Source organism: Acidicapsa dinghuensis (assembly GCF_025685685.1).
GTDB classification, from domain to species: Bacteria; Acidobacteriota; Terriglobia; order Terriglobales; family Acidobacteriaceae; genus Acidicapsa; species Acidicapsa dinghuensis.
Genome location: NZ_JAGSYH010000002.1, coordinates 20,453 through 42,635, shown reverse-complemented (window position 1 = coordinate 42,635; position 22,183 = coordinate 20,453). Strand labels below are relative to the sequence as shown.

The following is a 22,183-nucleotide window of genomic DNA, read 5'->3' as shown; positions in this document are numbered from 1 at the left end:
GCCAACAGCTCACCCGGAGAAATGTGATGGAACTGACGAAGATTCGCAACTGGAGCGATGAAGAGCTGAAGGTGGAAGGCGCAAAGGCCTCCGAGCAGCTTTTCCGCATTCGCTTCCAGGCCAAGCTGGGGCAGAACGACGGTGTGAAGAAGTTGCGTGAGCTGCGCAAGGATATCGCGCGCATCAAGACAGTCGCTCGCGAGCGCTCACTCAACATTCGCGGTGCGGAAGCTGTCGCGGTTTCAGCTGCGCCGATCAAGAAGGCAAAGAAGTCCAAGAAGGAGGCCAAGTAAATCATGGCCGCTACAGAAGCTACGCAGGCGCCGGCAGCAGAAGCCGCATCGCGCCGCAATGAAAAGGTCGGCAACGTGGTCTCGACCAAGATGCAGAAGACCATCGTCGTCGAAGTCGAGATGCGCAAGGCGCACCCGAAGTACAAGCGTATCGTGAAGAGTTCGAAGAAGTTCTACGCGCATGATGAGCAGAATTCGGCACGCGTTGGCGATGTAGTTCGCATCCGCGAAACGCGTCCGCTGAGCAAGCTGAAGCGCTGGTCTCTTGAAGAGATTGTTCGCCGCTCGAACCTGAGCCAGGCAGAAGACGTTGCCGAACAGGCTGTCTAGTTGCATTTGACGTCCGTGCAGTGCCCGGTTGGCGCGCTGCCGGATCGAGGGAAGGAGAGTTAAGCATATGGCAGTACAGATGAGAACAATGCTCGCGGTAGCCGATAACTCCGGCGCGCGCAAGCTGCAGGTGATCCTTCCCCTGGGCGGTGGCGCGGGTCGCGACGCCGGCCTCGGCGATGTTGTAACCGCCGCAGTGAAAGAGTCTTCACCCGATGGCACCGTAAAAAAGGGCAAGGTTGTCAAGGCCGTGATCGTGCGCACGCGCAAGGAGTCGCGCCGCCGCGATGGAACCTACATCCGCTTCGACGAGAATGCCGCCGTGTTGATCAATGAAGCTGGTGAGCCAGTTGGAACGCGCGTCTTCGGGCCAGTTGCCCGCGAACTGCGCGAAAAGAAGTTCCTCAAGATTGTTTCGCTCGCGCCCGAGGTTATCTAACTTAGGTCGGAGCACAAGGGTATTTGAATTTGAGCCGCAGCAGTGGCGCGGCAGGTGAGAAGAAAATGGCTGGATTGAATATTCATCGCAACGACACGGTCGAGGTCATCACGGGCGCTGATGCTGGCAAGCGTGGCCGCGTACTGCGCGTCTTCCCCGATCAGGGAAAGATTCTGGTTGAGCACGTCCGCGTGGTCAAGAAGACGATCAGCTCGAAAAGCGGCCAGAATACCAGGGGCGGTATTGCCGAGCAGGAGTCTCCGCTCAACGTCTCTAACGTCATGCTGGTTTGTGCAAGCTGTGGCAAGCCGACGCGCGTGGGCTACAAGGTTGAGGGTGACAGCAAGACACGTGTTTGCAAGAAGTGCGGCACGGCTTTGCCGACCAAGTCGAAGTAAGCAGGCTTTTGTAACAACGGAAAACCTTCCGTAACGGTAAACGGGCCAGGCCGAAAGATCGGGCCCACTCCGAAGACCGGAAGAAAGAGAGAAGCGAAATGGCAGCACGGCTGAAAGAGAAATACAACAACGAGATTCGCGCCTCCTTGCAAAAGGAGCTGGGAATCGAGAATGTGATGGCGGTTCCGCGCATCGAGAAGATCGTCGTAAACATGGGTCTCGGCGAAGCAACGCAGAACACCAAGATGCTTGATCCGCTGGTAGCGGATTTGGCACAGATCACCGGCCAGAAGCCGGTGACGACCAAGGCCAAGAAGTCGATTGCAGCCTTCAAAGTGCGCGCCGGCATGTCCATCGGCGCCATGGTTACACTGCGCAACGACACGATGTACGAGTTTCTTGATCGCCTGATCTCTATCGCGCTGCCTCGTGTGCGTGACTTCCGTGGCGTTTCGACCAAGAGCTTTGACGGGCGCGGCAATTACACGCTCGGCCTGCGCGATCAGCTTATCTTCCCTGAGATCGATTACTCGAAGGTGGAGAAGCTGAAGGGCATGAACATTACCATCGTGACTTCGGCCACCGATGACAACTCGGCGCGTGCGCTTCTCCGGCAGTTCGGCATTCCGTTCCGCCAGGGCGCGTAAAACCGGGCACGAGAGATACGAGGAAACATGGCAACTACTGCAAAACGAGTCAAGGATGCGCGCAAGCCGAAGTTCAGCTGCCGCAAACACAACCGCTGCCAGCTCTGCGGACGTCCGCGTGCATTCCTGCGCAAGTTCGGTATCTGCCGTCTGTGCTTCCGCGCGCTGGCTCACAAGGGAGAGATCCCAGGTGTGGTGAAGTCGAGCTGGTAAAGAGACGAGCTTCTAGCATCTAGCTCTTAGCTTTCAGCGAATGGTCGGAAGTCGACAAAGTCGCGGTGGCTGAAAACGAGCTAGAAGCTGGCAGCTAGAAGCTAAGAGCTGTTTTAACCATCTCCGCAGGTTCTCTGCTGGATAAGCGGAGCGAACGGGAGATGAAGGAGAAGGAATGAGTCTGACCGACCCAGTAGCAGATTTTCTAGCGCGCATCCGGAATGCGATCCGGGCCCGCCACCAAAAGCTGGATGTTCCAGCGTCGAAGCTGAAGACCGAGATCGCCCGCATCCTCAAGGAAGAGGGTTACATCTCGAACTACAAGACTCAGGAAGAGGAAGGTAAGGCCGTCCTGCGCGTGTACCTGAAGTACGGCTCCGGTTCCGAAGCTGCCATCCGCGATCTGGCTCGCATTTCGCGTCCCGGCTGCCGTGTATATATCGGCCGTGATGAGATCAAGCGCGTCCAGGGCGGATTGGGCATCTCCATCATGACCACCCCGAAGGGCGTCATGACCGGCCGTCAAGCGCGCCGTGAGGGCGTCGGCGGCGAGATTCTCTGCGAAGTCTGGTAGTTACCACCGCTTCTAGCTCTTAGCCGCTAGCTCCCAGCTTTGTCCTGAGGGACAGAAGTGCAGCAGCTAAAGAGAACGAGCTAGAGGCTAATAGCTAGGAGCTGTTCTCGGCTGCAGTGGAATTCGCGGGCCACGCCCGGAAGGACTCGCAAGCCGCAAAGGATAAGAAGCAATGTCTCGTATTGGTAAGAAGCCGATTCCGCTTCCCGCAAATGTGAAGTACACGGTGGACGGCAACACGGTTCTGGTCGAAGGGCCTAAAGGCAAAGTCTCGGCGTTGATCGCTCCCGGTATCAAGCTCGAGAAGGGCGATGGTGTTCTTAACGTTACACGCGATGACGACAAGTCCGCTGCCTTCCACGGTCTGACCCGCGCTCTCGTATTCAACGCGGTCCACGGCGTTACGCAGGGCTGGACGAAAGAGCTCGACATCGTCGGTATCGGTTACCGCGCTGAAATGAAGGGTAAGACCACCGTGGTGTTCACCCTCGGTTACTCGCATCCGATCGAGTTCCCGCTGCCCACCGGAGTCGACGTTGCTATCGATCCCAAGCAGACTCATCTGACCGTCAGTGGCATCGACCGTCAGAAGGTTGGCCAGGTAGCCGCCGACATGCGTTCGCTGCGCAAGCCCGATCCGTACAAGAACAAGGGCGTTCGCTACACCGGCGAGAAGCTGAAGAAGAAGGCTGGCAAGTCGGGATCAAAGTAAGAGTGTGAGTGCGAAGGTGCGAGTGTGAGAAACCTTTCACACTCCACACCCACACTGGCATTATCACAACCGAACGGGGTGATAGGTTCGCTCCGCTGATAGGAAGAGACGATCATGATTGCAAAGACAGAACGAAATCTGATTCGCCAGCGGGTTCATACTCGCATACGCGAGAAGCTGGCGGGCACCACCGAGCGTCCGCGCCTCAATGTGTACCGCTCGCTCAACCACATCTACGCGCAGGTGATCGACGACTCCAACGGTGTCACGCTGGCTTCGGCCTCCACCATGGCCGCCAAGATCAAGACCGGCGGCAACGTGGCGGCAGCCAAGGAAGTTGGCAAGCAGGTAGCCGAGTTGGCGCTGGCTAAGGGCGTAAAGAAGGTGGTCTTTGATCGTGGCGGTTACCTCTATCACGGACGCATCAAGGCTCTGGCCGATGCGGCTCGCGAAGCAGGGCTGGAGTTCTAAGCTGCGCAGCTTGACTGCGCAGAAGGGTTGAAGAGGCGAAAGCCTCAGAAGGAAACGGACGAGCAATGGCATTTATCAAGAAACTCGACGCCAACCAGTACAAGCTCAATGATCAGGTAGTGGCGATCAACCGCGTGACCAAGGTGGTCAAGGGCGGTAAGAACATGTCGTTTGCCGCGCTGGTCGTGGTGGGCGACGCCACTGCCGGGGTGGTGGGCTACGGTTCGGGCAAGGCCAAGGAAGTTCCCCAGGCGATCCGCAAGGGAATCGAGTCGGCCAAGAAGAACCTCGTGAAGGTCAATCTGACCGAGACCACGATTCCACATCAGGTCCTCGGCCGCTACGGTTCCGGCCAGGTTCTGCTCAAGCCGGCTCCCGAAGGTACCGGTGTCATCGCCGGCGGCGCGGTTCGCGCGGTCATGACTTCGGCCGGTGTGCAGAACGTACTGACCAAGAGCCTCGGTACCGCCAATCCGCACAATGTCATCAAGGCTACCTTTGACGCGCTTACGCAGCTTCGCGATAAGAACGAAGTTGCCACCATGCGCGGCAAGGCGGTCGAGGAGCTCTAATCATGACCGAAGCAAAGAAGATCCGCATCCAGTATTACCGCTCGGCCATCTGCACCCCGGTCAAGCACAAGTTGGTCATCAAGGGCCTGGGCTTCACGCGGCTCAACCAGATCGTCGAGCGCGTGGACAACGAATCGGTCCGCGGTATGGTCAAAGCTGTTCCGCACCTGGTCCGCATTCTCGACTAACAGCGAGTGTAAGAGTGTGAGTGTGAAGTGTGAAAGACAGCGATTCCGCCTTTCACACTTCACACTCACACTCACACTTGCCACGAACGCGAGTCGTAGAGGGAATCTCCTCTCCGGCGCATGAGCGAGGAAATCATGGCAAAGAATCTATCTAATCTACGCGCCCCCAAGAAGGCAAACACGGGGCGCAAGCGTGTTGGCCGCGGTATGGGCTCTGGCATGGGCAAGACCTCAACCCGCGGCCACAAGGGCCAGGGCTCCCGTTCCGGTTCGAGCCTCATGCGCGGATTTGAAGGCGGCCAGATGCCGCTGCATCGCCGCCTTCCCAAGCGCGGCTTCAACAACATCTTCCGCACTGAGTACACGGTCATCAACCTGACCCGTATTGCTTCGGTCGCCGCAGAAAAGAACGTTACCACCATCGCCATCGAGGACTACCCAAAGCTCGGTCTGGTCAGCAGCAAGAAAGAGCTGGTCAAGATCCTCGGCAACGGCGAACTTGCCACCGCTATCACCATCACCGCCCACAAATTCTCGAAGTCCGCGCAGGAAAAGATCGAGAAGGCGGGTGGTAAGGCGCTCACGCTCGGTGAGCCGGCAGCTGCCGCAAAGTAAGGCATGTGCGTTTCAGTTGGGGTGGACGAAGACAGCTCACCCCAATCGAGCGTAGGATGATACTTGCGGTCCCTGCCAGCTCGACAGGGAACGCATCGTTTTCTTTAAGAGCAATCGAGCACCGGTATCAGCGCCGCGGGGAGCAGAATTACCAGCTATGCCATCCATCTTCGATAAGTTCCTGAATATCTTCCGCATCAAAGATCTGCGGAATCGGGTTTTCTTCACAGCAGCTTTGTTGGCGATCTATCGCCTCGGTGCGCAGCTCCCCACGCCCGGCATTAACTCCGCGCTGCTGAACCAGTTCTTTAAAACCCAGGGTGGTTCCGCGCTCGGCCTGCTCGATATGTTTACCGGCGGCAACCTGCGCAAGTTCACCATCTTCGCCCTCGGTATTATGCCGTACATCACGGCGTCCATTATTTTCCAGCTCCTTACCGTGGTCTACGAGCCGCTGGCCCGTCTCCAGAAAGAAGGAGAACTTGGCCGCCGCAAGATCACCCAGTGGACCCGCTATGTAACGGTCGTCCTCTCGGCCTTTCAGTCAATTGCCATTGCCTGGGGCCTCAACAGCCAGGGCATGGTTATTCCATCGATCTCTGGCCCATGGTTCATCATCCTCACCGTCATTACCCTGACGACGGGCTCTGCTTTCATCATGTGGCTGGGTGAGCAGATCACCGATCGCGGTATCGGCAACGGAATGAGCCTGCTCATCTTTACCGGCATCATCGTTGGTATTCCCCGCGGCATCGCCGGCATCGCCGATAAGGTCAAGACCAATGCCTGGGGCGCCTTTACCGGCATCGCGGTACTGCTCCTTCTGGCCGCCATGGTCGCGCTGGTCGCCTTCATCGTTTATGTAGAGCGCGCAGAGCGGCGCATCCCCATCCAATCGGCGCGGCGCATCGTGGGCCGCCGTCAGATGGGTGGCGTCAGCTCGCACCTTCCGCTCAAGGTCAACTCCGGTGGCGTCATGCCGGTCATCTTTGCGGCGTCCATCCTCTCGGCTCCGCTGCTCTTCGGTCAGGTCGGCTTCGTACAATCCAATAAGCTTCTGTCGAACATCCTCCAGAATCTCCAGCCCGGCGAGCCCTGGTATCTGGTCCTCTTCGCAGTGTCGATCATCTTCTTCGCCTACTTCTATATCTCGATTGTCTTTCGCCCAGATGACATTGCCGACAACATGCGCAAGTCCGGCTCGTTCATTCCCGGCATCCGCCCTGGCAAGCGCACATCGGACTACATCAATGACATCCTCACCCGCATCACGCTCGTGGGTGGCGTCTACCTGATCTTGATTTCGCTGGTGCCGACCTTCCTGATCTCTGGTTTCCATCTGAACCATCTTTGGCTGATCGGTAGCTGGTTCGAGCATCTGCCCACCTGGATTACCAACGGCATGGGTTTGAACTTCTACTTCGGCGGCACCTCGCTGCTGATTGTGGTCGGTGTGGCCATGGATACGGCAAATCAGGTCGAGTCGCAGCTCATCATGCGTCACTATGACGGCTTCTCGCCGCGCTCCGGCCGCGTACGCGGAAGGAAGGCGTGGTAATGGCCTCGGCAGTTTCTTCTCCGGCAGCCGACATGAGCTCACATCACGAAGTCGTACCCGGTCCGATCCTCCTGCTGGGTTCTCCTGGCGCAGGTAAAGGAACGCAAGCAAAAGAGTTAATGAAACTCTGGGGCATCCCGCAGATCTCCACCGGCGATTTGCTCCGTTCCACCGCCGCAAGCGGTACCGACCTGGGCCATCAGGTGAAAGAGATCATGGAAAAAGGCCAGCTCGTCACCGATGAGTTGGTGAATCAGATGGTTGCCGTGCGGCTGACGCTGCCCGATTGCGCTCGCGGCTTCATCCTCGACGGATTTCCTCGCACTCTTGCCCAGGCAGATTGGCTTGATGCCCATCTCGCAAAGCAGACCGGCGCAGCCGGCCTTCCGGTGGTTGCGGTTCGGATTCAAGTCGACTATACTCAGTTATTGCGGCGCATTGCGGGCCGCAGGAACTGCCCTGTCTGCGGAACGATCTACAACATCTATCTCAATCCACCCAAAGTTCCGGGTATCTGTGATTTAGAAGGTGCGTCGCTGCAGCAACGAAGCGACGATACAGAAGAGTGTTTTGCGGGGCGGATGGAAACCTACGAGAAACTGACGGCTCCTGTGATTGAGCACTATCGCGGGCAGGGCAGATTCTTTGAGGTCAATGGGGATCAGCCGGTGGCCGAAGTGGCCGCCAGTATTGTGTCTTCTGTCGAGCGGTTGCGGGCTTAGTTGAATTCTCACTAAGCAGCAGTTTGTCTCGGCGGGTTGGTGTGTGAGTAGAAGGATTTTTAATGGCAGTCATTCTCAAGTCGGCGCGGGAAGTTGAGCACATGCGGCGTGCGGGCAAGGTTGTCCGTCAGGTGCTCGATCACGTGCGCGACCTGGTTAAGCCTGGCGCCACGACTCAAGACCTTGAGAATGCAGCCGAAGCACTGCTAAAGAAGCTCAATGCCAAGGCGGCATTCAAGGGCTATCACGGCTATCCCGCAGTTCTTTGCACCTCGGTCAACAGCGAAGTGGTCCACGGCATCCCGTCGAAGAGCCGCGTGCTGAAAGAAGGCGATATCGTCTCCATTGATTGCGGAGCGATTGTCGACGGATTCTATGGCGATGCGGCCATCACTGTTCCGGTGGGCGAGAAAATCGACGATAAGACTCGCCGGTTACTGGACGCGACACAGGCCTCACTCAAGGCGGCGATCGAGACGGTCAAGCCCGGCGCGACGCTGGGAGACATTGGCGCGGCAGTGCAGGAACTGGTCGAAGCAGAAGGTTTTTCCGTGGTTCGTGATTTTGTCGGGCACGGCATCGGGACACGGATGCACGAAGACCCGCAGGTGCCCAACTTCGGCGAGCGCGGCCGTGGCATGAAATTGAAAGAAGGCATGGTGATCGCCATCGAGCCGATGGTCAACGCCGGCAAGCCGGGCGTCGAAGTCCTGAAAGACGGCTGGACGGCAGTGACCGAAGATGGCAGTATGAGCGCTCATTTTGAGCATACGGTTGCAGTTACTGCCACCGGGGCGATGGTTTTAACCGAGTAGTACAACAGGCCGGTGTAATCGAAGCTGGCGGAAGCGGAACAGGGCTTGTCGAAGGAAGACGCGATTGAGGTGATGGCAGTGGTTCTTGAAACCCTGCCCAATGCCATGTTTAAGGTCAAGCTGGAGAATGAGCATCAGGTGCTGGCTCACGTCTCCGGGCGCATGCGAAAGAACTTTATCCGCATCCTTCCCGGTGATCGCGTAGCGGTTGAGCTTAGCCCCTACGACCTGAATCGCGGACGGATCGTGTACCGCTACAAGTAAATCTGACACTTCCCGCACTGGTTTGCCTGGCGCGGAGATGGGAAACGGAAGCAATGAAGGTTCGTGCATCAGTAAAGAAGATTTGTGACAAGTGCAAGGTCATTCACCGCCGCGGGGTGGTGCGTGTGATCTGCGAAAACCAAAAGCATAAGCAGCGTCAGGGATAAGTTCAGCTCTGATTCTTGCGATGTTTTCCTGGGATTGGGCAACGGGAAACCAAGTCCATCAGAATCTCAGGGGCTAGTTAGCCGGAACTTTTGAGTAAGTTCGAAAAGGCTTGCGTTGAACCCCGGAAAATCATCGCTTAACCGTGCGGACCGGATAGAGGCCGGAGGCACACAACCTGTAGCACCAGAGAAGGAAGCTCATGGCACGTATTGCTGGCGTCGATCTGCCCCGCAACAAACAGGCGCGGATCGGGCTCACGTACATCTACGGAATCGGTAATCCGCGTGCTCTGAAGATTCTGGAGAAGGCGAATGTGGATGCCTTCAAGCACATCCAGAATCTGGACGAGGACGAGGTCAACCGCATCCGTCAGGTCATTGAAGATGAAGGCGGCGTCGAAGGCGATCTTCGCAAAGATGTCAGCATGCACATCAAGCGTCTGATGGATATCCAAAGCTATCGCGGAACGCGCCACAAGCGCTCGCTGCCTGTGAACGGCCAGCGCACCCGCACCAACGCTCGCACTCGCAAGGGTCCCCGCCGGGCAACCGTTGCTGGTAAGAAGAAAGCGACCAAGACCTAATGGCTAAGCAACAAAGCGCCGCTCAAGGCAAGGCAGGCAAGAACAAGAAGTTCAAGAAGCGTGAGCGTAAGAATGTGCCGCTAGGTTTGGTTTTCATTCAGGCCACGTTTAACAACACCATCGTGACCATTACGGATCCGATGGGTAACACGCTGAGCTGGAAGAGCGCAGGCTCTCTCGGCTTCCGCGGTTCGCGTAAGGGCACGCCCTTCGCGGCGCAGCAGGCTGCTCAGAACGCCGCTAATGCCGCTCGCGATCACGGTCTGCGCGCTGTCGACGTTCGCGTCGCCGGCCCGGGCTCGGGTCGTGAATCGGCCATCCGCGCTCTGGCTGCCGCCGGCATTGATGTTCGCTCGATCCGTGACGTCACGCCGGTACCGCACAACGGCTGCCGTCCGCCCAAGCGCCGCCGCGTGTAAGACACCTGGTGTGAGTGTGAAGTGTGGAGTGTGAAGATCGCTTCTCACACTTCACACTTCACACTCGCACTCCACACTTGAATTTCAAGGGATCGCGACGAAGCGCCACGGCGTGTAAAGCGATCGACATCCGAACTTAGGAGAAAGAATGGCACGTTATACCGGCCCCGTATGCCGCCTTTGTCGCCGCGAAGGCACCAAGCTCTTTCTGAAAGGCAACAAGTGCCTCTCAGACAAGTGCCCCATCGAAAAGCGCAACTTCGCACCCGGCCAGCACGGCCAGAGCCGTAAGGCCAAGGTTGTGGGCTACGGCCTCCAGCTCCGCGAAAAGCAGAAGGCGAAGCGCATCTACTTCACCCTCGAGACCCAGTTCCGCGAGTACTACGAGAAAGCCAGCCGCGCCACCGGCGTCACCGGCGAACTGCTCGTCCAACAGCTTGAGCGCCGCCTCGATAACGTTGCCTATCGTCTGGGTTTTGCCATCAGCCGTCGTCAGGCTCGCCAGGTTGTGCGCCACGGCCACGTGGAAGTGAACGGCCGCAAGGTCAATATTCCTTCCTATCAGGTCTCGGTTGGCGACACCATCGCCATCCGCGAAGGCTCGAAGAAACTGGTAATCGTCGAAGGTGCCCGTGATTACGCGCAGCAGAACCATGCACCAGCGTGGCTCCAACCCGATTATGAGAACCTCTCGGGTAAGGTGCTCTCACTGCCTAAGCGCGATGAAGTTCAGCTCCCGGTCAACGAACAGCTGATCGTCGAACTGTATAGCAAGTAAGCCAGTGTGAGTGTGAAGTGTGAAAAGCCATTCGGCTGTTTCTCACACTTTCACACTCGCACTAGTACCACCCGGACTAACACGCTGTCCGGGTCATCCGAAACGAAGGATAACCAGCACGGTCCCGCCGCAAAATGCTTCGCGGCGTATATCCCGCGCAGGAAAAGGAAATAAGAGATGTTGTGGAGAGGATTCCAGAAACCGAAGCGTCTTGCACTCGATGCGGAGACACTTACAGACAAATACGGCAAGTTCAGCGCACAGCCCTTTGAGCGCGGATTTGGCACCACGATCGGCAATGCTCTGCGCCGTACCCTGTTGAGCTCGATCGAAGGCGCCGCGGTTACCGCCGTCCGCATCGAAGACGTGCTGCATGAGTTCCAGTCCATTGCTGGCGTAGTTGAGGACGCGACCGACATCATCCTCAACCTCAAGCAGATTCCCTTTAAGCTCAATGGCGATGGTCCGAAGGCGCTCTATCTGCGCGCCGATCAGCCCGGCGTTGTCACCTCCGGCATGATTGAGGCCGACGGCGATGTCGAGATTCTCGATAAGGACATCTACATCGCGACCGTCAGCGAAGGAGGTCGGCTCGACATGGAAATGCGCCTCAAGCGAGGCCGCGGCTATGTCTCCGCCGACAAGAACTTCGACGCCGACTTAGGGATCGGATTTATCCCGGTGGACTCAGTGCACTCGCCTGTGCGCCGTGTGAACTACGTTGTAGAAGCCGCTCGTCTCGGCCAGATCACCGACTATGACAAACTGACTCTCGAAGTGTGGACCAACGGAGCTGTGCTCCCGGCTGACGCCGTGGGCCTCGCCGCCAAGCTGCTCAAGGACCACATGAACATCTTCATCAACTTCGAGGAAGAAATCGAAACCGACACCCATGGCGAAGCCGGCCACATGCTGCTCCGCAATGACAATCTGAATCGCTCTGTGGAAGAGCTCGAGCTCTCGGTTCGCAGCTATAACTGCCTCAAGAACGCCAACATCCAGACCATTGGCGAACTGGTGCAGAAGACTGAAGCCGAAATGCTCAAGACCAAGAACTTCGGTCGCAAGAGCCTCAACGAGATCAAGGAAATCCTCGCCCAGATGGGACTTTCGCTCGGCATGAAGATCGACGAAAACGGCAACGCCGTACCCGGACCGACCAGCATTCTTCCTTCCGCTGCGCTCGCCGGTGGCTTTGGCCGCTTCGACGATGAGGATGAGCTTCTGGACTCGGTGGACATGATGCTGCCGACCGAAACCGAGAATTTCTAACCGAGTGTGAGTGTGCAAGTGTGAAGTGTGAACCCCTTCCGGTCGCATTTCACACTCACACTCCACACTCACACTTAGTTACTGCCGCATGAGTTGCGGCTACTGAATTGAAAGAGAGCAACAATCATGCGCCATCGCAATGCAGGATTCAAACTCGGACGCAAGACGGACCATCGCCGCGCGCTGCTGCGCAATCTGACTACGTCCGTCATCCTCGAAGATCGTATCGAGACCACCGTGGCCAAGGCCAAGGCTGTCCGCCCGCTGGTCGAAAAGATGATCACCCTCGGCAAGAAGGGCGATCTCCACTCACGCCGTCAGGCGCTGGCCTTCCTCACCACCGATGAGTCGGTCACCCGCCTCTTCGAGACCGTCGCGCCCCGCTACGGTGATCGTCAGGGCGGCTATCTGCGCATCGTCAAAACTGGCTTCCAGAAGGGCGACGGCGCCGAAAAGGCCTTCGTCGAGCTCCTCGGAGCCGAGAAGCAACTCGACGAGAAGCGCCAGAAGCGCGCCGAAGTCAAGGCTAAGAAGCGCGAAGCTCTCGAAAAGGAGCTTGAGGCTCAGAAGCAGCAAGAGGGCGGCGAAGAAGCCGCATAAAACATTTGAAACGTTTATGAAACCGATGTAATTAACAGCGGTTGATCAAAAAAACAAAAGCGCCCATCTTTTATGGTGGGCGCTTTCCTTTTTTCACGTCAGTCAGCGGCGCTCGGAGACACGATTGTAGCCTTTGCGTTGCCATCGAAGCGCTCGCGTCCTAGTGTCCAGACATGATTGCGATCACTGCCTGTTAGAGTAAGGCATGCTCGCATCTATGTCGGTTGCAGAACAAATCTCGCAAAGCGGATTCGCAATTTATAGCGAGGTCACTTCTGAAGAATATGTAACTGATTTGATAGCGGCGCTGAGTCACATTAACGAGACTGATTCCGTTCGCAGACGCGGCGGCATCTTCGCCATCCGCAATCTCCTCGATGTTTCTTCAGACGTTTGCGAACTCGCTCACTCCAACAACATCCGGAACCTTGTTGAGCCTGTTCTCGGCGACAAATTCTTCCCGGTCCGCGGCATCCTCTTCGACAAGATTCCCGATGCGAACTGGAAGGTTCCCTGGCATCAGGATCTGACAATCGCCGTGCAGCAGCGAATCGAGACGGAAGGTTTCGGCCCTTGGTCCATCAAGTCCGACGTTCTGCATGTTCAGCCACCCGCATGCATTCTCGAAAAGATACTTACTGTTCGTATTCATCTGGATAAATGCCATGCTGACAATGGTGCGTTACGAGTCATCGCCGGTTCCCATAACAAGGGACGCATCGCAGAGAATGAGATTGCTGCTGTTCGCGAACTCGGACGCGAAGCCGTTTGTGAAGTCGACCGAGGAGGAGTGCTGTTGATGCGACCGCTACTGTTGCATGCATCCTCGCCTTCTAGCTCACCCAGCCATCGACGTGTGATTCATATCGATTACGCTTCGATCCCACTTCCTAATGGTCTCAAATGGCTCTCGAACAATGAAGTGTAAGAAGCTTCTGTAGAACAGCTACTTCTTCTTTTCCGGCTTAGGCGCAAAATACCCATGCCGCGCCTGCACATTTACTCCCTCTTGATCGATCTTGATCTTCAGCCGGTGATAAGTCCCGTTCTGCTTTATACCGTCGAGCGAAAGCTCCAGCATGTAAACGCAATCGGGTGCATCGGCAAGCTTTTCCAGTCCGGCGCTCAAATCGTTGCTGCCATGGAAATAGGTTCCTCCCGTTGCATCTGCAAGCTCCGACATTACACCTCCTGCTCCCATCATCGCGCTCCGGCGAAAGTCAGTGACCGCACGCGGCGATCTCCCTCGCATATCGTCACTCGCATTCATCTCGGCTACATAGACGCCGCGCGCATCCATCGCACTGACCATCACATCCGATCTCGCAGCCGCATCGATCACGTGTGACTCAGCGTCCATCGATTCGGGGGTAATCGTCAAAAACCCTGGAGAAACCAGAATCAGTGTTCGCTGCCCCGGCAAATCCGACATCGCGTGGATGAACCGTTCGATCCATCCGAAGGATGTCTTTACATCCAGCTGACCAGCCGAAAACGTGCGCCGTGCTGCCATCTCTGCCATTTCTTCCAACATATCCGGGGGAGGCGTGCTGCATATCTTCAACTGTTGCTCGGCATCTTGCAGGGCTGTCTGATCGTGTTTGTTCTCGATCAAGTCCGCTTCATAATAGTCAAGCTTTGGGCAGTCTGTTTGGTTCGGCTTTAAGACGCTTCGTGGTTGCAGACTCGTAATCGTCTCCTGCAGCTTCGCGCGATCCTGAGTAAGGCCGCTGTTGGTGCGCCCCGATAGTGATGCGACAGCAACGTAATCGGTGTCCAGCAGAGAACCCGCAAGCAACTCGGTGCCAGCTTTTTTCGCGGCCGCCATATCTTCGATGCTCAGGTGCATATCGTCGAAGACCAGCACGATAAACCGCGGCGGAGCAGACCTCTCGCGGCGTTTGATCGCAGGATCTTGGAGAATCGTGCCCCGCGACCCGTTCGTTGCCGTCGCAGAAAACGTCTTTACCCGGCGTTCGATCATGAAGAGGTTAATAGCGCGCGGCTTGCCGTTGTCGAATATCTGGAAGTCCTTCTCTTCCAGGTGCTCGACAATGTGCCCCTCTTTGTCGCGCACGATGACCGGTACCAGAACTCGATCGACATTTTTCTGGATTGTGAAGGGCGGGGAGTTTTTCGCGAGGGGCGGAGTTGTTTGGCTCGTCATCAGTGCACAGCTTCCTGTGACAACACAGGCTGCGCAGAGATAGCGGAGAAGGAGTTGGCCCGTGTGCCTTCCCGGAATCTTCAGCAGATGTCTGATAGGCCACCCCGGCGTAAGCCACAATCTTACGCCGGACGATCTGATTGAACATGCAAAATCGGCAAGAAGCGCTAGCTAACGTCAGATGACACTGGAGGTCGACAATAAGCTCCCGAGTGCAGCTTGATGAGCGCTTTGTAGGAGTTCCTTACAAACACCCACGTCATTACGAACACCGTCGCCAGCATCGCCCAAAACAGAAAACCTTGTAGCTTATTTAAATAAATAAAGGCAGCCTGATATAGGCCGATGCACATTGCTTCGACAATTCGGCCTAATTCCTTGTTCTTTTCTGTTGTCCCCAAAATGGCAAGTGAAATCTCGGCAAACAGGCACAGGATAGTCACGTCCTTTGGGGCAGGAATTACGCGACTGACTAGTAGAATTGACGCACACCATAGGGTTAATGCGGCCAGCAAAAACTTCGATTGAATACTAAGAGATGACAACTTCATGCTTCAGCCTCTTCGGGGGAGACTGCTTGCAGCCAATGGACGAGTTAGCTCGATGAGTCGGCGGATCTTGTAAATACTGTAACCCGTAAACGGCATTGGGGCGCAATCACGCCCAAAATTAGTGCATTGCCGCGCTGCCGCCACCACCAGCACCAGGCCGGTTCTTATTCAGCAGAAACGCCAGAAAGATCATCCCAATCGACATCCAGAACAGCATCATGAAGACATCGATATAGCCCTGCATTCCCGCCTGCAAGTTGAGCTGGTCATAAATCGAGCCAAGCGCCATCCGCTGGCTGTTGCCCGTACCGAAGTGCTGCGCAAGGAATCCACCCAGGCCGCTTGCCTGTTGCGCAAACGGCTGATTCAGGTTCGACATGCTCTCCTGCAACCGCGCCTGGTGCCATAGCGACCGGTTCGTTACCGCCGCGCCCGTGATGGCAATGAAGATACTACCCCCGATATTGCGTACAAAGTTGATCAGGCCCGCAACTTGGTTGCTCTGCTCGCGCGGAATGCCCACATATGCCGCTGTCGTGATCGGAATAAAGCAGAAGGGAATTGGCGCAAGCTGCAGCACGCGCAGCCAGGAAGAAGCACCAAAACTCATCCCCAGATTCAGCACCTTCGTCGTCACCCAGAACGACAGCGCAAAAAAGCAGAATCCCACGGCGGCGATATTGCGCGCAGGAAATTTGCCCGTCAGGATGCCAGCAAACGGCATCACCACCACAAGCGAAAAGCCGCCCGCGGTCAACGCCAGCCCCGCATCCGTCGCAGTGTATCCCATGAGTTGCTGCAAAAATTGCGGCTGCAGCACCGTGCTCGCATTGAGCACGCCGCCCACCAGCATCATCAGAAAACAGCAGATCGCAAAGTTCTTGTACTTGTAGAGCCGAAGATTTACCAGCGGATTCTTCTGCCGCAGTTCCCACGCAATCAACCCGATAAGACCGAAGACAAACAACGCGCAAAACACGCGGATAAAATTCGAGGCGAACCAGTCGTTCTCCTCGCCCTTATCGAGCATGATTTGCAAGCCGCCCATTGCGAGCGCCAGGAACGCCAGTCCGATGTAGTCCACATTCAACAGATTCTTGCGATCGGGCTTGATCCACGGTGGGTCATCCACCATGCGCGTCACCAGAACATACGCCAGTATGCCAACCGGAATGTTGATGTAGAAGATCCATCGCCACGAGTAGCTGTCCGTGATCCATCCGCCCAGCGAAGGCCCAATCGACGGCGCCAGCACGGCCACAAGTCCGTAAAGCGCAAAGGCCTGTCCGCGTTGCCGCTCGTCAAAGCTGTCCGCCATGATGGCCTGTGCCATTGGCTGCAATCCACCGCCGCCTGCGCCCTGCAATACCCGGCACAACAGCAGAAGCGGCAGCGTTGGCGCAATGCCGCAGAGAAAACTGGCAACCGTAAAAATTGTGATGCACAGGAGAAAGAAGTTCTTGCGCCCAATCAGGTTCGAAGCCCATCCGCCCAGCGGAAGCACAATCGCATTCGAGACCAGATAGCTCGTCAGTACCCATGTTCCTTCATCGGTGCTCGCGCCCATATCGCCCGCAATATGCGGCAGCGCCACGTTCGCAATCGATGTGTCGAGCACTTCCATAAACGCAGCCAGCGCCACCGTCATCGCAATCAGCCACGGATTGACACGCGGCTTCCAGTGCGCATGCGCCGAAACGTTTGGGTTCTCAACAGTAACTTGGGGTTCGCCGGATTTAGTTACAGCCTGTCCGGCGGGCAGAGCCCCTGCGGCAGTCGCCATGCAATATCCCTTCGATCAAATGAACGGTCTCTGGGTACATTCGCGGGAGTTGAATATAAGAGATTTCCGCAAACGTCTCGTCAGGAGCAGAGTTTCAACCAACCCTGCGCACCTGCTTAAATACTTTCCCTATCCAGATGGCAAAACCGTGCCGCGAGATGCACAAATCACGGGGGAAAAGAACCGGTTGAGACCTAACCCGCCAGGCTTCCATGTTTTGAGTCTCGATTCCGCCCGCGCATTACGGTCCAGATCAGCAACTGTACTACCAATCCGCCCGTACAATCCAGCAGAACGTCATAGATCGAACTCGTCCTGTTTGGCAAAAAGCTCTGGTGAAACTCATCTGCTGAAGCCACCAGAAGAGTTCCCAGCAGCGCCAGCCCATGCAATTTCCACCGTGCCGAAAAATCTGTCAAGCGCTGCCTGAAAGTCATCCAGAACGCGCGAAACCACGCGGCAGACAAAATGCCATAGCCCGTGAAGTGGCCGCATTTACGAATGTAGTGGTGAACTTCATCCCATTGCGCATCTGCGAAACGGTGATGCAGCAGCCATTCGCAAAACCGCCGGAGAGGCCCAGTCGTATGGTCCGCACCAAAATATGCCGTCGATTCGACAGCAATCACCAGCACGCAAAACAGCACCGGCAGCCACGCGCTTAACATGGGCCATAGCTTCCGGTGCTCCGTTGTCGATGCAGCAGTCTGGCTACTCAACGTGGTAGTTCGGCGCCTCGCGCGTAATGATCACATCGTGCACATGGCTCTCGCGCAATCCCGCGCCCGTAATGCGCACAAACCGCGAATTTTCCTGCAGCTCCTGGATCGTCCCGCAGCCCAGATAGCCCATACCTGAGCGCAATCCGCCCACAAGCTGCAGCACCATGTTCTCCAGGGGCCCGCGATACGGCACCCGTCCCTCGATGCCTTCGGGGACGAATTTCGCCAGCCTGTTCTGATTCGACTTCTCCCGCTGCACCACGTTCTCCACATTCTCAGCCGATGAGCCTGCATCGTTGCTCGACTGAAAATAGCGCTCGCTCGACCCCAACGCCATCGCGGTCAACGAGCCCATGCCACGATACGACTTGAACGATCGTCCCTGGTACAGGATCGTTTCACCTGGGCTCTCATCCACACCGGCAAACAACGATCCGATCATTACCGAACTCGCACCCGCAGCAATTGCTTTCGTCACTTCACCGGAATACTTGATGCCGCCATCGGCGATGATCGGCACACCGCGTTCCTTCGCAGCGCGATAGGCCTCAGACACCGCCGTTACCTGCGGCATGCCTGCACCCGTCACCATGCGCGTCGTGCAGATCGACCCCGGACCAAATCCCACCTTCACCGCATCCGCACCGGCATCGATCAGCGCCAGCGTTGCCTCGTATGTTGCTACATTGCCGGCCAGCAAACCTATGTTCGGAAATGCTTTCTTCACCTCGCGCACCGCTTCCAGCACCCGCGAGGAGTGCCCATGCGCTGAGTCAATCGCCAGCACATCCGCCCGTGCTTTTACCAGCTCCGCCGCACGCTCCAGAAAGTCGCCGGTAGCGCCGATCGCGCCGCCTACACGCAGCCGTCCCTTCGAGTCCTTAGAGGCATTCGGATACTTGAGTTTCTTCTGAATATCCTTGACAGTAATCAGCCCCTTCAGCTCGTACTGGTCATTCACCACCAGCAGCTTTTCCACGCGATGCTGATGTAGTATCAGCTCCGCCTCTTCCAGCGTCGTTCCCACCGGCACCGTGATGAGATTCTCCTTCGTCATCACGTCGTCGATCGGTACATCCGACCGCGTCTCAAAACGCAGGTCGCGATTGGTCAGGATACCCACCAGCCGTTTGCCCCGCGTCACCGGCACGCCCGAGATCTTGTAGCGCCGCATGACATCCAGGGCCGCCGAAATCGGCTGATCCGGCTCAATCGTCACCGGATCGACAATCATGCCCGATTCCGAGCGCTTTACCTTGTCGATCTCCCCTGCCTGCTCGGTGATGGAGAGATTGCGGTGCACTATGCCAATGCCGCCCTGCTGTGCCATGGCAATTGCCATGCGCGACTCCGTCACCGTGTCCATCGCGGCAGAGATCAGCGGCGTATTCAGCGTAATGTCGCGCGTGAGCTGTGTCTGTGTGCTCACCTGGGTCGGTACGACATCGGAAAAGGCAGGAACTAACAGGACGTCATCAAACGTCAGAGCTTCAGGAAGCGGATGATTCAACATAAGATTCGGATGCGCGAATACACCCCGGCGCTTCAAACTGCAGATCAGGCAGCTCCGGGAGGGGCTTGCGCTTCACGCTATTGTAGCGGAGCCGCCAAGGCGCAACGGTAAACGTAGGTAAATCTCGTCCCAACGTTGTATTTCCGCACATTTCGCCGTATCCTAGAAGAGCAGACGAATTTGTCCGCGAGGTCCGTGCGTATTCCGGCTGGCGGAGAGATGAGTGGGCTAATCGCCCACTTTTTCTTTGGTTCAAATTTTTCGGCGCGAAAGGCAAAGTTTTAAGGCGCAATTCAACGGATGGCAGTGAATCTGGATGCAATTCGAAGCGCGGCTGACCGGGTCGCTTCATCGCTCGGCCTCGACGTTGTCGATGTCGAAATGACCGGTACAGCGAAACAACGCACACTTTGCATCTATCTGGAGAAGAATGCGGCGGGGCGAGAGGAACTGATTCGCAAGGCAGCCGGGAGCATCGAGGGCGGCGATGAGAGTACTGCTCCCGCTCGGCTTGCCGAGGGTAACCTCAACCCCCAGCATCTTTCCTGGCTCACCCACGAAGATTGCGCCGAGTTCAGCCGCGATTTTGGAACGCTGCTGGACGTGGAAGATTTAATCCCCGATGGGGAGTACACGCTAGAGGCCAGCTCTCCCGGCCTTGACCGCAAGCTCACCCGTCCGGACGAATTCGAGCGGTTTCAGGGTGCTTTGGCCAAGGTGCAGACCTTCGAGCCCATCGCCAACAATCGCCACTGGCAAGGCCGCCTCATCGCCGTAAGTGCCGAGGCCATTACGCTCGACCTTACCGCGACGCGCCAGAACAGCAAATCGCGTAAGGCCGGTGTGAGTACGGTCGAAATCGCCTTCAGCAATATCGAAAAGGCGCATCTGGTTCCGGAGTTCTAGCCGGACAGTGGGACAGAATCCTCCTTCACTGGCGGAACTGTCCGGAACGTTGCAGCCCGGCATGCGTCCGGTGCAGTAGAGATTTTCTGGGGGCGATGTGCAGCGTTAATCGCGCACCGCTCCGAAGCAAGCGAAGGTAGGAAGACTGACACTATGTCCAGTGCGTTGTACCAGAGCATCGAGATGCTGAGCCGTGAAAAGAGCATCGACCCCGAGATCGTTGTAGGTGCCGTCGAAGAGGCAATCGCCCTCGCTACCCGCAAGTACTACAAAACGCAGGAGAACATGCGCGGGGAGTTGAATAAAGAGACAGGCGAGATCGCCGTCTATGCCTACAAGACCGTGATGGCGGGCGAGGATGACATCGAAGATCCCGTCAATCAGATCACGCTCGAAGAGGCGCAGGCTATTGCCGCTGGAGCTGAGCTTGAGCCCGGTAGCGAAATCCGTCTCTACAAAGACACGCGCCCGCTCGGCCGTATTGCCGCCCAGCTTGCCAAGCAGGTCATCTTCCAGAAGGTCCGCGAAGCGGAACGCGACACCGTCTTCAACGAATACGCTCACCGCGAAAAAGAAGTCCTTTCCGCCACTGTCAAGCGCATTGAGGGGCAGGACGTCATCATCGATCTCGGCAAGGCCGAGGCCCGCATGCCCAAGCGTGAGCAGTCGCGTCTTGAGCAGTTCTCTATCGGCGAGCGCATCCGCGTCGTTCTGCTCAAGGTTGACCGTGCCGCGAAAGGCCCGCAGGTCATCGTCTCCCGCGCCGCTCCGGAGCTGGTTTCGAACCTTTTTCAGTCGGAAGTTCCTGAAATCTATGATGGCACCGTGGTCATTCGGGCCATCGCCCGCGAGGCAGGTGAGCGCACTAAGATCGCCGTCATGTCCCGTGACAAAGACGTCGACCCCGTCGGTGCCTGCGTCGGCATGAAGGGTATGCGCGTGCAGTCCATCATCCGTGAATTGCGCGGCGAAAAGATCGACATCATCGAGTTCAACGAAGAGATCACCACTTTCGCCGAGAAAGCGTTGCAGCCGGCTAAGGTCAGCCGTGTCTCCATCGTTGATCTTAGCGAAAAGCAACTCGAAGTCATCGTTGACGATACGCAGCTCTCACTCGCTATCGGCAAGAAGGGGCAGAATGTGCGCCTCGCCGCCAAGCTCCTCGGCTGGAAGATCGACATCAAGAGCGAGGAAGAAAAGCGGCAGGAAGTCGAGCAGCAGATGGGTGGCTTTGGTGCTGGTCAGACCACGCCGATCGAAGCTGTCACCGAGCTGGGCGAAACCATCATCCAGAAGCTCGTGGCTGCTGGCATCACCACTGTCGAGTCGCTTGCGGACATGACTCCCGAGCAGCTTGAAGAGATCCCCGGCATCGGCGAAAAGACGCTTGAACGCATCAGCGTCGCAGTCCGCCACTATTTCGGCCAGTATGAGGAAGGTGAGGCGCAGCCGCAGGCTGAGACGTCCCCTTCTCAAGAAGCCATTGCAACCGAAGAAGATGAGCCCGGCACTCCTGATCAGCCGGTCGAAGAAGCAACAGCGGCACTCTCCGCGGAGCACGAGGAGACGGCTGCAGCAGAAACCATGGAAGCTGAAAACGCCGCCGATCCAGAGCGGGCTCACCCGGTCGAGAGCGAAGAGACCGAGCCTGTCCACGAGGCCAACCCCGAAGCAACTCTCGAGGAAACTGAGTTTGCTGAGGAAGCGGCCATCGACGGCATCAATGAGAACGAACGGGAAGGGCAGGGCGGCGAGTAATGTGCCGCCCTGTAAATATCGGCTCTCCCGCATGGGAGAAATCGAAGGATAATAGCAATAGGCGTAGTTCCCGGCAATTCCAGCCTTCGGGGACAGTCTTTCGCGGCAGCTCGGTGGCCTGTATGGGCTAACAGTGAGCACACAATCTCCGC

The 22,183-nt window shown here is 57.0% G+C and carries 30 protein-coding genes; 25 read left to right on the top strand and 5 right to left on the bottom strand.

Annotated elements, in window-relative coordinates; all coding sequences use genetic code 11:
- Positions 1 to 26: 26 nt before the first annotated feature.
- The 23 genes from rpmC to OHL22_RS03625 all read left to right on the top strand — a co-directional run bounded on the left by rpmC (position 27) and on the right by OHL22_RS03625 (position 13,559).
- Positions 27 to 293, top strand: coding sequence for a 50S ribosomal protein L29 (rpmC, locus tag OHL22_RS03735; RefSeq protein ID WP_263333396.1), 267 nt, complete (start codon positions 27 to 29; stop codon positions 291 to 293).
- A gap of 3 nt (positions 294 to 296) precedes the next feature.
- Positions 297 to 623, top strand: a complete 327-nt coding sequence (rpsQ, locus tag OHL22_RS03730) for a 30S ribosomal protein S17 (RefSeq protein ID WP_263333393.1) — start codon at positions 297 to 299, stop codon at positions 621 to 623.
- Between the two features lie 67 nt (positions 624 to 690).
- The gene (gene rplN, locus OHL22_RS03725; protein WP_263333391.1) at positions 691 to 1,062 is read left to right on the top strand and encodes a 50S ribosomal protein L14; all 372 of its coding nucleotides are present in this window, start codon (positions 691 to 693) and stop codon (positions 1,060 to 1,062) included.
- Positions 1,063 to 1,127: 65 nt separating this feature from the next.
- The gene (rplX, locus tag OHL22_RS03720) at positions 1,128 to 1,460 is read left to right on the top strand and encodes a 50S ribosomal protein L24 (protein WP_263333389.1); all 333 of its coding nucleotides are present in this window, start codon (positions 1,128 to 1,130) and stop codon (positions 1,458 to 1,460) included.
- Positions 1,461 to 1,558: 98 nt separating this feature from the next.
- Positions 1,559 to 2,107, top strand: coding sequence for a 50S ribosomal protein L5 (rplE, locus tag OHL22_RS03715; protein ID WP_263333387.1), 549 nt, complete (start codon positions 1,559 to 1,561; stop codon positions 2,105 to 2,107).
- A gap of 27 nt (positions 2,108 to 2,134) precedes the next feature.
- The gene (locus OHL22_RS03710; protein ID WP_263333386.1) at positions 2,135 to 2,320 is read left to right on the top strand and encodes a type Z 30S ribosomal protein S14; all 186 of its coding nucleotides are present in this window, start codon (positions 2,135 to 2,137) and stop codon (positions 2,318 to 2,320) included.
- Between the two features lie 175 nt (positions 2,321 to 2,495).
- Positions 2,496 to 2,894 (top strand): 30S ribosomal protein S8, encoded by a 399-nt coding sequence (gene rpsH, locus OHL22_RS03705; protein WP_263333384.1) that lies wholly within the window; start codon positions 2,496 to 2,498, stop codon positions 2,892 to 2,894.
- A gap of 172 nt (positions 2,895 to 3,066) precedes the next feature.
- The gene (gene rplF / locus OHL22_RS03700; protein ID WP_263333382.1) at positions 3,067 to 3,606 is read left to right on the top strand and encodes a 50S ribosomal protein L6; all 540 of its coding nucleotides are present in this window, start codon (positions 3,067 to 3,069) and stop codon (positions 3,604 to 3,606) included.
- Positions 3,607 to 3,720: 114 nt separating this feature from the next.
- Positions 3,721 to 4,077, top strand: a complete 357-nt coding sequence (rplR, locus tag OHL22_RS03695; RefSeq protein WP_263333379.1) for a 50S ribosomal protein L18 — start codon at positions 3,721 to 3,723, stop codon at positions 4,075 to 4,077.
- Positions 4,078 to 4,142: 65 nt separating this feature from the next.
- On the top strand, positions 4,143 to 4,649 hold the full coding sequence (gene rpsE, locus OHL22_RS03690) for a 30S ribosomal protein S5 (protein WP_377819904.1): 507 nt from the start codon (positions 4,143 to 4,145) through the stop codon (positions 4,647 to 4,649).
- Positions 4,650 to 4,651: 2 nt separating this feature from the next.
- Positions 4,652 to 4,837 (top strand): 50S ribosomal protein L30, encoded by a 186-nt coding sequence (gene rpmD, locus OHL22_RS03685; RefSeq protein WP_263333378.1) that lies wholly within the window; start codon positions 4,652 to 4,654, stop codon positions 4,835 to 4,837.
- Between the two features lie 135 nt (positions 4,838 to 4,972).
- Positions 4,973 to 5,452, top strand: coding sequence for a 50S ribosomal protein L15 (rplO, locus tag OHL22_RS03680; RefSeq protein WP_263333376.1), 480 nt, complete (start codon positions 4,973 to 4,975; stop codon positions 5,450 to 5,452).
- 166 nt (positions 5,453 to 5,618) lie between these two features.
- Positions 5,619 to 7,010 carry a preprotein translocase subunit SecY gene (gene secY, locus OHL22_RS03675; RefSeq protein WP_263335406.1) on the top strand — a complete coding sequence of 464 codons (1,392 nt, stop codon included), beginning with the start codon at positions 5,619 to 5,621 and terminating at the stop codon, positions 7,008 to 7,010.
- Positions 7,010 to 7,732: an adenylate kinase gene (locus tag OHL22_RS03670; RefSeq protein ID WP_263333374.1), complete on the top strand. Its 723-nt coding sequence runs from the start codon at positions 7,010 to 7,012 to the stop codon at positions 7,730 to 7,732. Before secY ends, OHL22_RS03670 begins: the two co-directional genes overlap by 1 nt.
- 62 nt (positions 7,733 to 7,794) lie before the next feature.
- A complete protein-coding gene (gene map / locus OHL22_RS03665; RefSeq protein ID WP_263333372.1) occupies positions 7,795 to 8,547 on the top strand; it encodes a type I methionyl aminopeptidase in 753 nt (250 codons plus the stop codon).
- A 45-nt stretch (positions 8,548 to 8,592) separates the two neighbouring features.
- Positions 8,593 to 8,811 (top strand): translation initiation factor IF-1, encoded by a 219-nt coding sequence (gene infA, locus OHL22_RS03660; RefSeq protein ID WP_263333370.1) that lies wholly within the window; start codon positions 8,593 to 8,595, stop codon positions 8,809 to 8,811.
- Between the two features lie 53 nt (positions 8,812 to 8,864).
- Positions 8,865 to 8,978 (top strand): 50S ribosomal protein L36, encoded by a 114-nt coding sequence (gene rpmJ / locus OHL22_RS03655; protein WP_020709038.1) that lies wholly within the window; start codon positions 8,865 to 8,867, stop codon positions 8,976 to 8,978.
- Between the two features lie 200 nt (positions 8,979 to 9,178).
- Positions 9,179 to 9,562 (top strand): 30S ribosomal protein S13, encoded by a 384-nt coding sequence (gene rpsM / locus OHL22_RS03650; RefSeq protein WP_263333365.1) that lies wholly within the window; start codon positions 9,179 to 9,181, stop codon positions 9,560 to 9,562.
- The gene (gene rpsK, locus OHL22_RS03645) at positions 9,562 to 9,981 is read left to right on the top strand and encodes a 30S ribosomal protein S11 (protein WP_263333363.1); all 420 of its coding nucleotides are present in this window, start codon (positions 9,562 to 9,564) and stop codon (positions 9,979 to 9,981) included. Before rpsM ends, rpsK begins: the two co-directional genes overlap by 1 nt.
- A gap of 148 nt (positions 9,982 to 10,129) precedes the next feature.
- Positions 10,130 to 10,759 carry a 30S ribosomal protein S4 gene (gene rpsD, locus OHL22_RS03640; protein WP_263333361.1) on the top strand — a complete coding sequence of 210 codons (630 nt, stop codon included), beginning with the start codon at positions 10,130 to 10,132 and terminating at the stop codon, positions 10,757 to 10,759.
- Positions 10,760 to 10,936: 177 nt separating this feature from the next.
- Entirely contained in the window at positions 10,937 to 12,031 is a 1,095-nt protein-coding gene (locus OHL22_RS03635) for a DNA-directed RNA polymerase subunit alpha (RefSeq protein WP_263333359.1), read from the top strand.
- 126 nt (positions 12,032 to 12,157) lie between these two features.
- Positions 12,158 to 12,631 carry a 50S ribosomal protein L17 gene (gene rplQ, locus OHL22_RS03630; protein ID WP_317890884.1) on the top strand — a complete coding sequence of 158 codons (474 nt, stop codon included), beginning with the start codon at positions 12,158 to 12,160 and terminating at the stop codon, positions 12,629 to 12,631.
- Between the two features lie 205 nt (positions 12,632 to 12,836).
- Entirely contained in the window at positions 12,837 to 13,559 is a 723-nt protein-coding gene (locus OHL22_RS03625) for a phytanoyl-CoA dioxygenase family protein (protein WP_263333357.1), read from the top strand.
- An 18-nt stretch (positions 13,560 to 13,577) separates the two neighbouring features.
- Here OHL22_RS03625 and OHL22_RS03620 read toward each other — a convergent pair whose 3' ends face one another.
- The 5 genes from OHL22_RS03620 to guaB all read right to left on the bottom strand — a co-directional run bounded on the left by OHL22_RS03620 (position 13,578) and on the right by guaB (position 19,367).
- Positions 13,578 to 14,798 (bottom strand): VWA domain-containing protein, encoded by a 1,221-nt coding sequence (locus OHL22_RS03620; protein WP_263333356.1) that lies wholly within the window; start codon positions 14,796 to 14,798, stop codon positions 13,578 to 13,580.
- 167 nt (positions 14,799 to 14,965) lie between these two features.
- Complete coding sequence (locus OHL22_RS03615; RefSeq protein WP_263333354.1) at positions 14,966 to 15,349, bottom strand: hypothetical protein; 384 nt, start codon at positions 15,347 to 15,349, stop codon at positions 14,966 to 14,968.
- A 118-nt stretch (positions 15,350 to 15,467) separates the two neighbouring features.
- Positions 15,468 to 16,997 carry a DHA2 family efflux MFS transporter permease subunit gene (locus OHL22_RS03610; protein WP_377819920.1) on the bottom strand — a complete coding sequence of 510 codons (1,530 nt, stop codon included), beginning with the start codon at positions 16,995 to 16,997 and terminating at the stop codon, positions 15,468 to 15,470.
- A gap of 329 nt (positions 16,998 to 17,326) precedes the next feature.
- Positions 17,327 to 17,800, bottom strand: a complete 474-nt coding sequence (locus OHL22_RS03605; protein WP_263333349.1) for a VanZ family protein — start codon at positions 17,798 to 17,800, stop codon at positions 17,327 to 17,329.
- 43 nt (positions 17,801 to 17,843) lie between these two features.
- The gene (gene guaB, locus OHL22_RS03600) at positions 17,844 to 19,367 is read right to left on the bottom strand and encodes an IMP dehydrogenase (RefSeq protein WP_263333347.1); all 1,524 of its coding nucleotides are present in this window, start codon (positions 19,365 to 19,367) and stop codon (positions 17,844 to 17,846) included.
- A gap of 300 nt (positions 19,368 to 19,667) precedes the next feature.
- On the opposite strand from guaB, the gene OHL22_RS03595 reads away from it, so the two are divergent.
- Together OHL22_RS03595 and nusA are read left to right on the top strand one after the other, a co-directional pair.
- Entirely contained in the window at positions 19,668 to 20,273 is a 606-nt protein-coding gene (locus OHL22_RS03595; RefSeq protein ID WP_263333345.1) for a ribosome maturation factor RimP, read from the top strand.
- Between the two features lie 153 nt (positions 20,274 to 20,426).
- Positions 20,427 to 22,031: a transcription termination factor NusA gene (gene nusA / locus OHL22_RS03590; RefSeq protein WP_263333343.1), complete on the top strand. Its 1,605-nt coding sequence runs from the start codon at positions 20,427 to 20,429 to the stop codon at positions 22,029 to 22,031.
- Positions 22,032 to 22,183 lie beyond the last annotated feature (152 nt).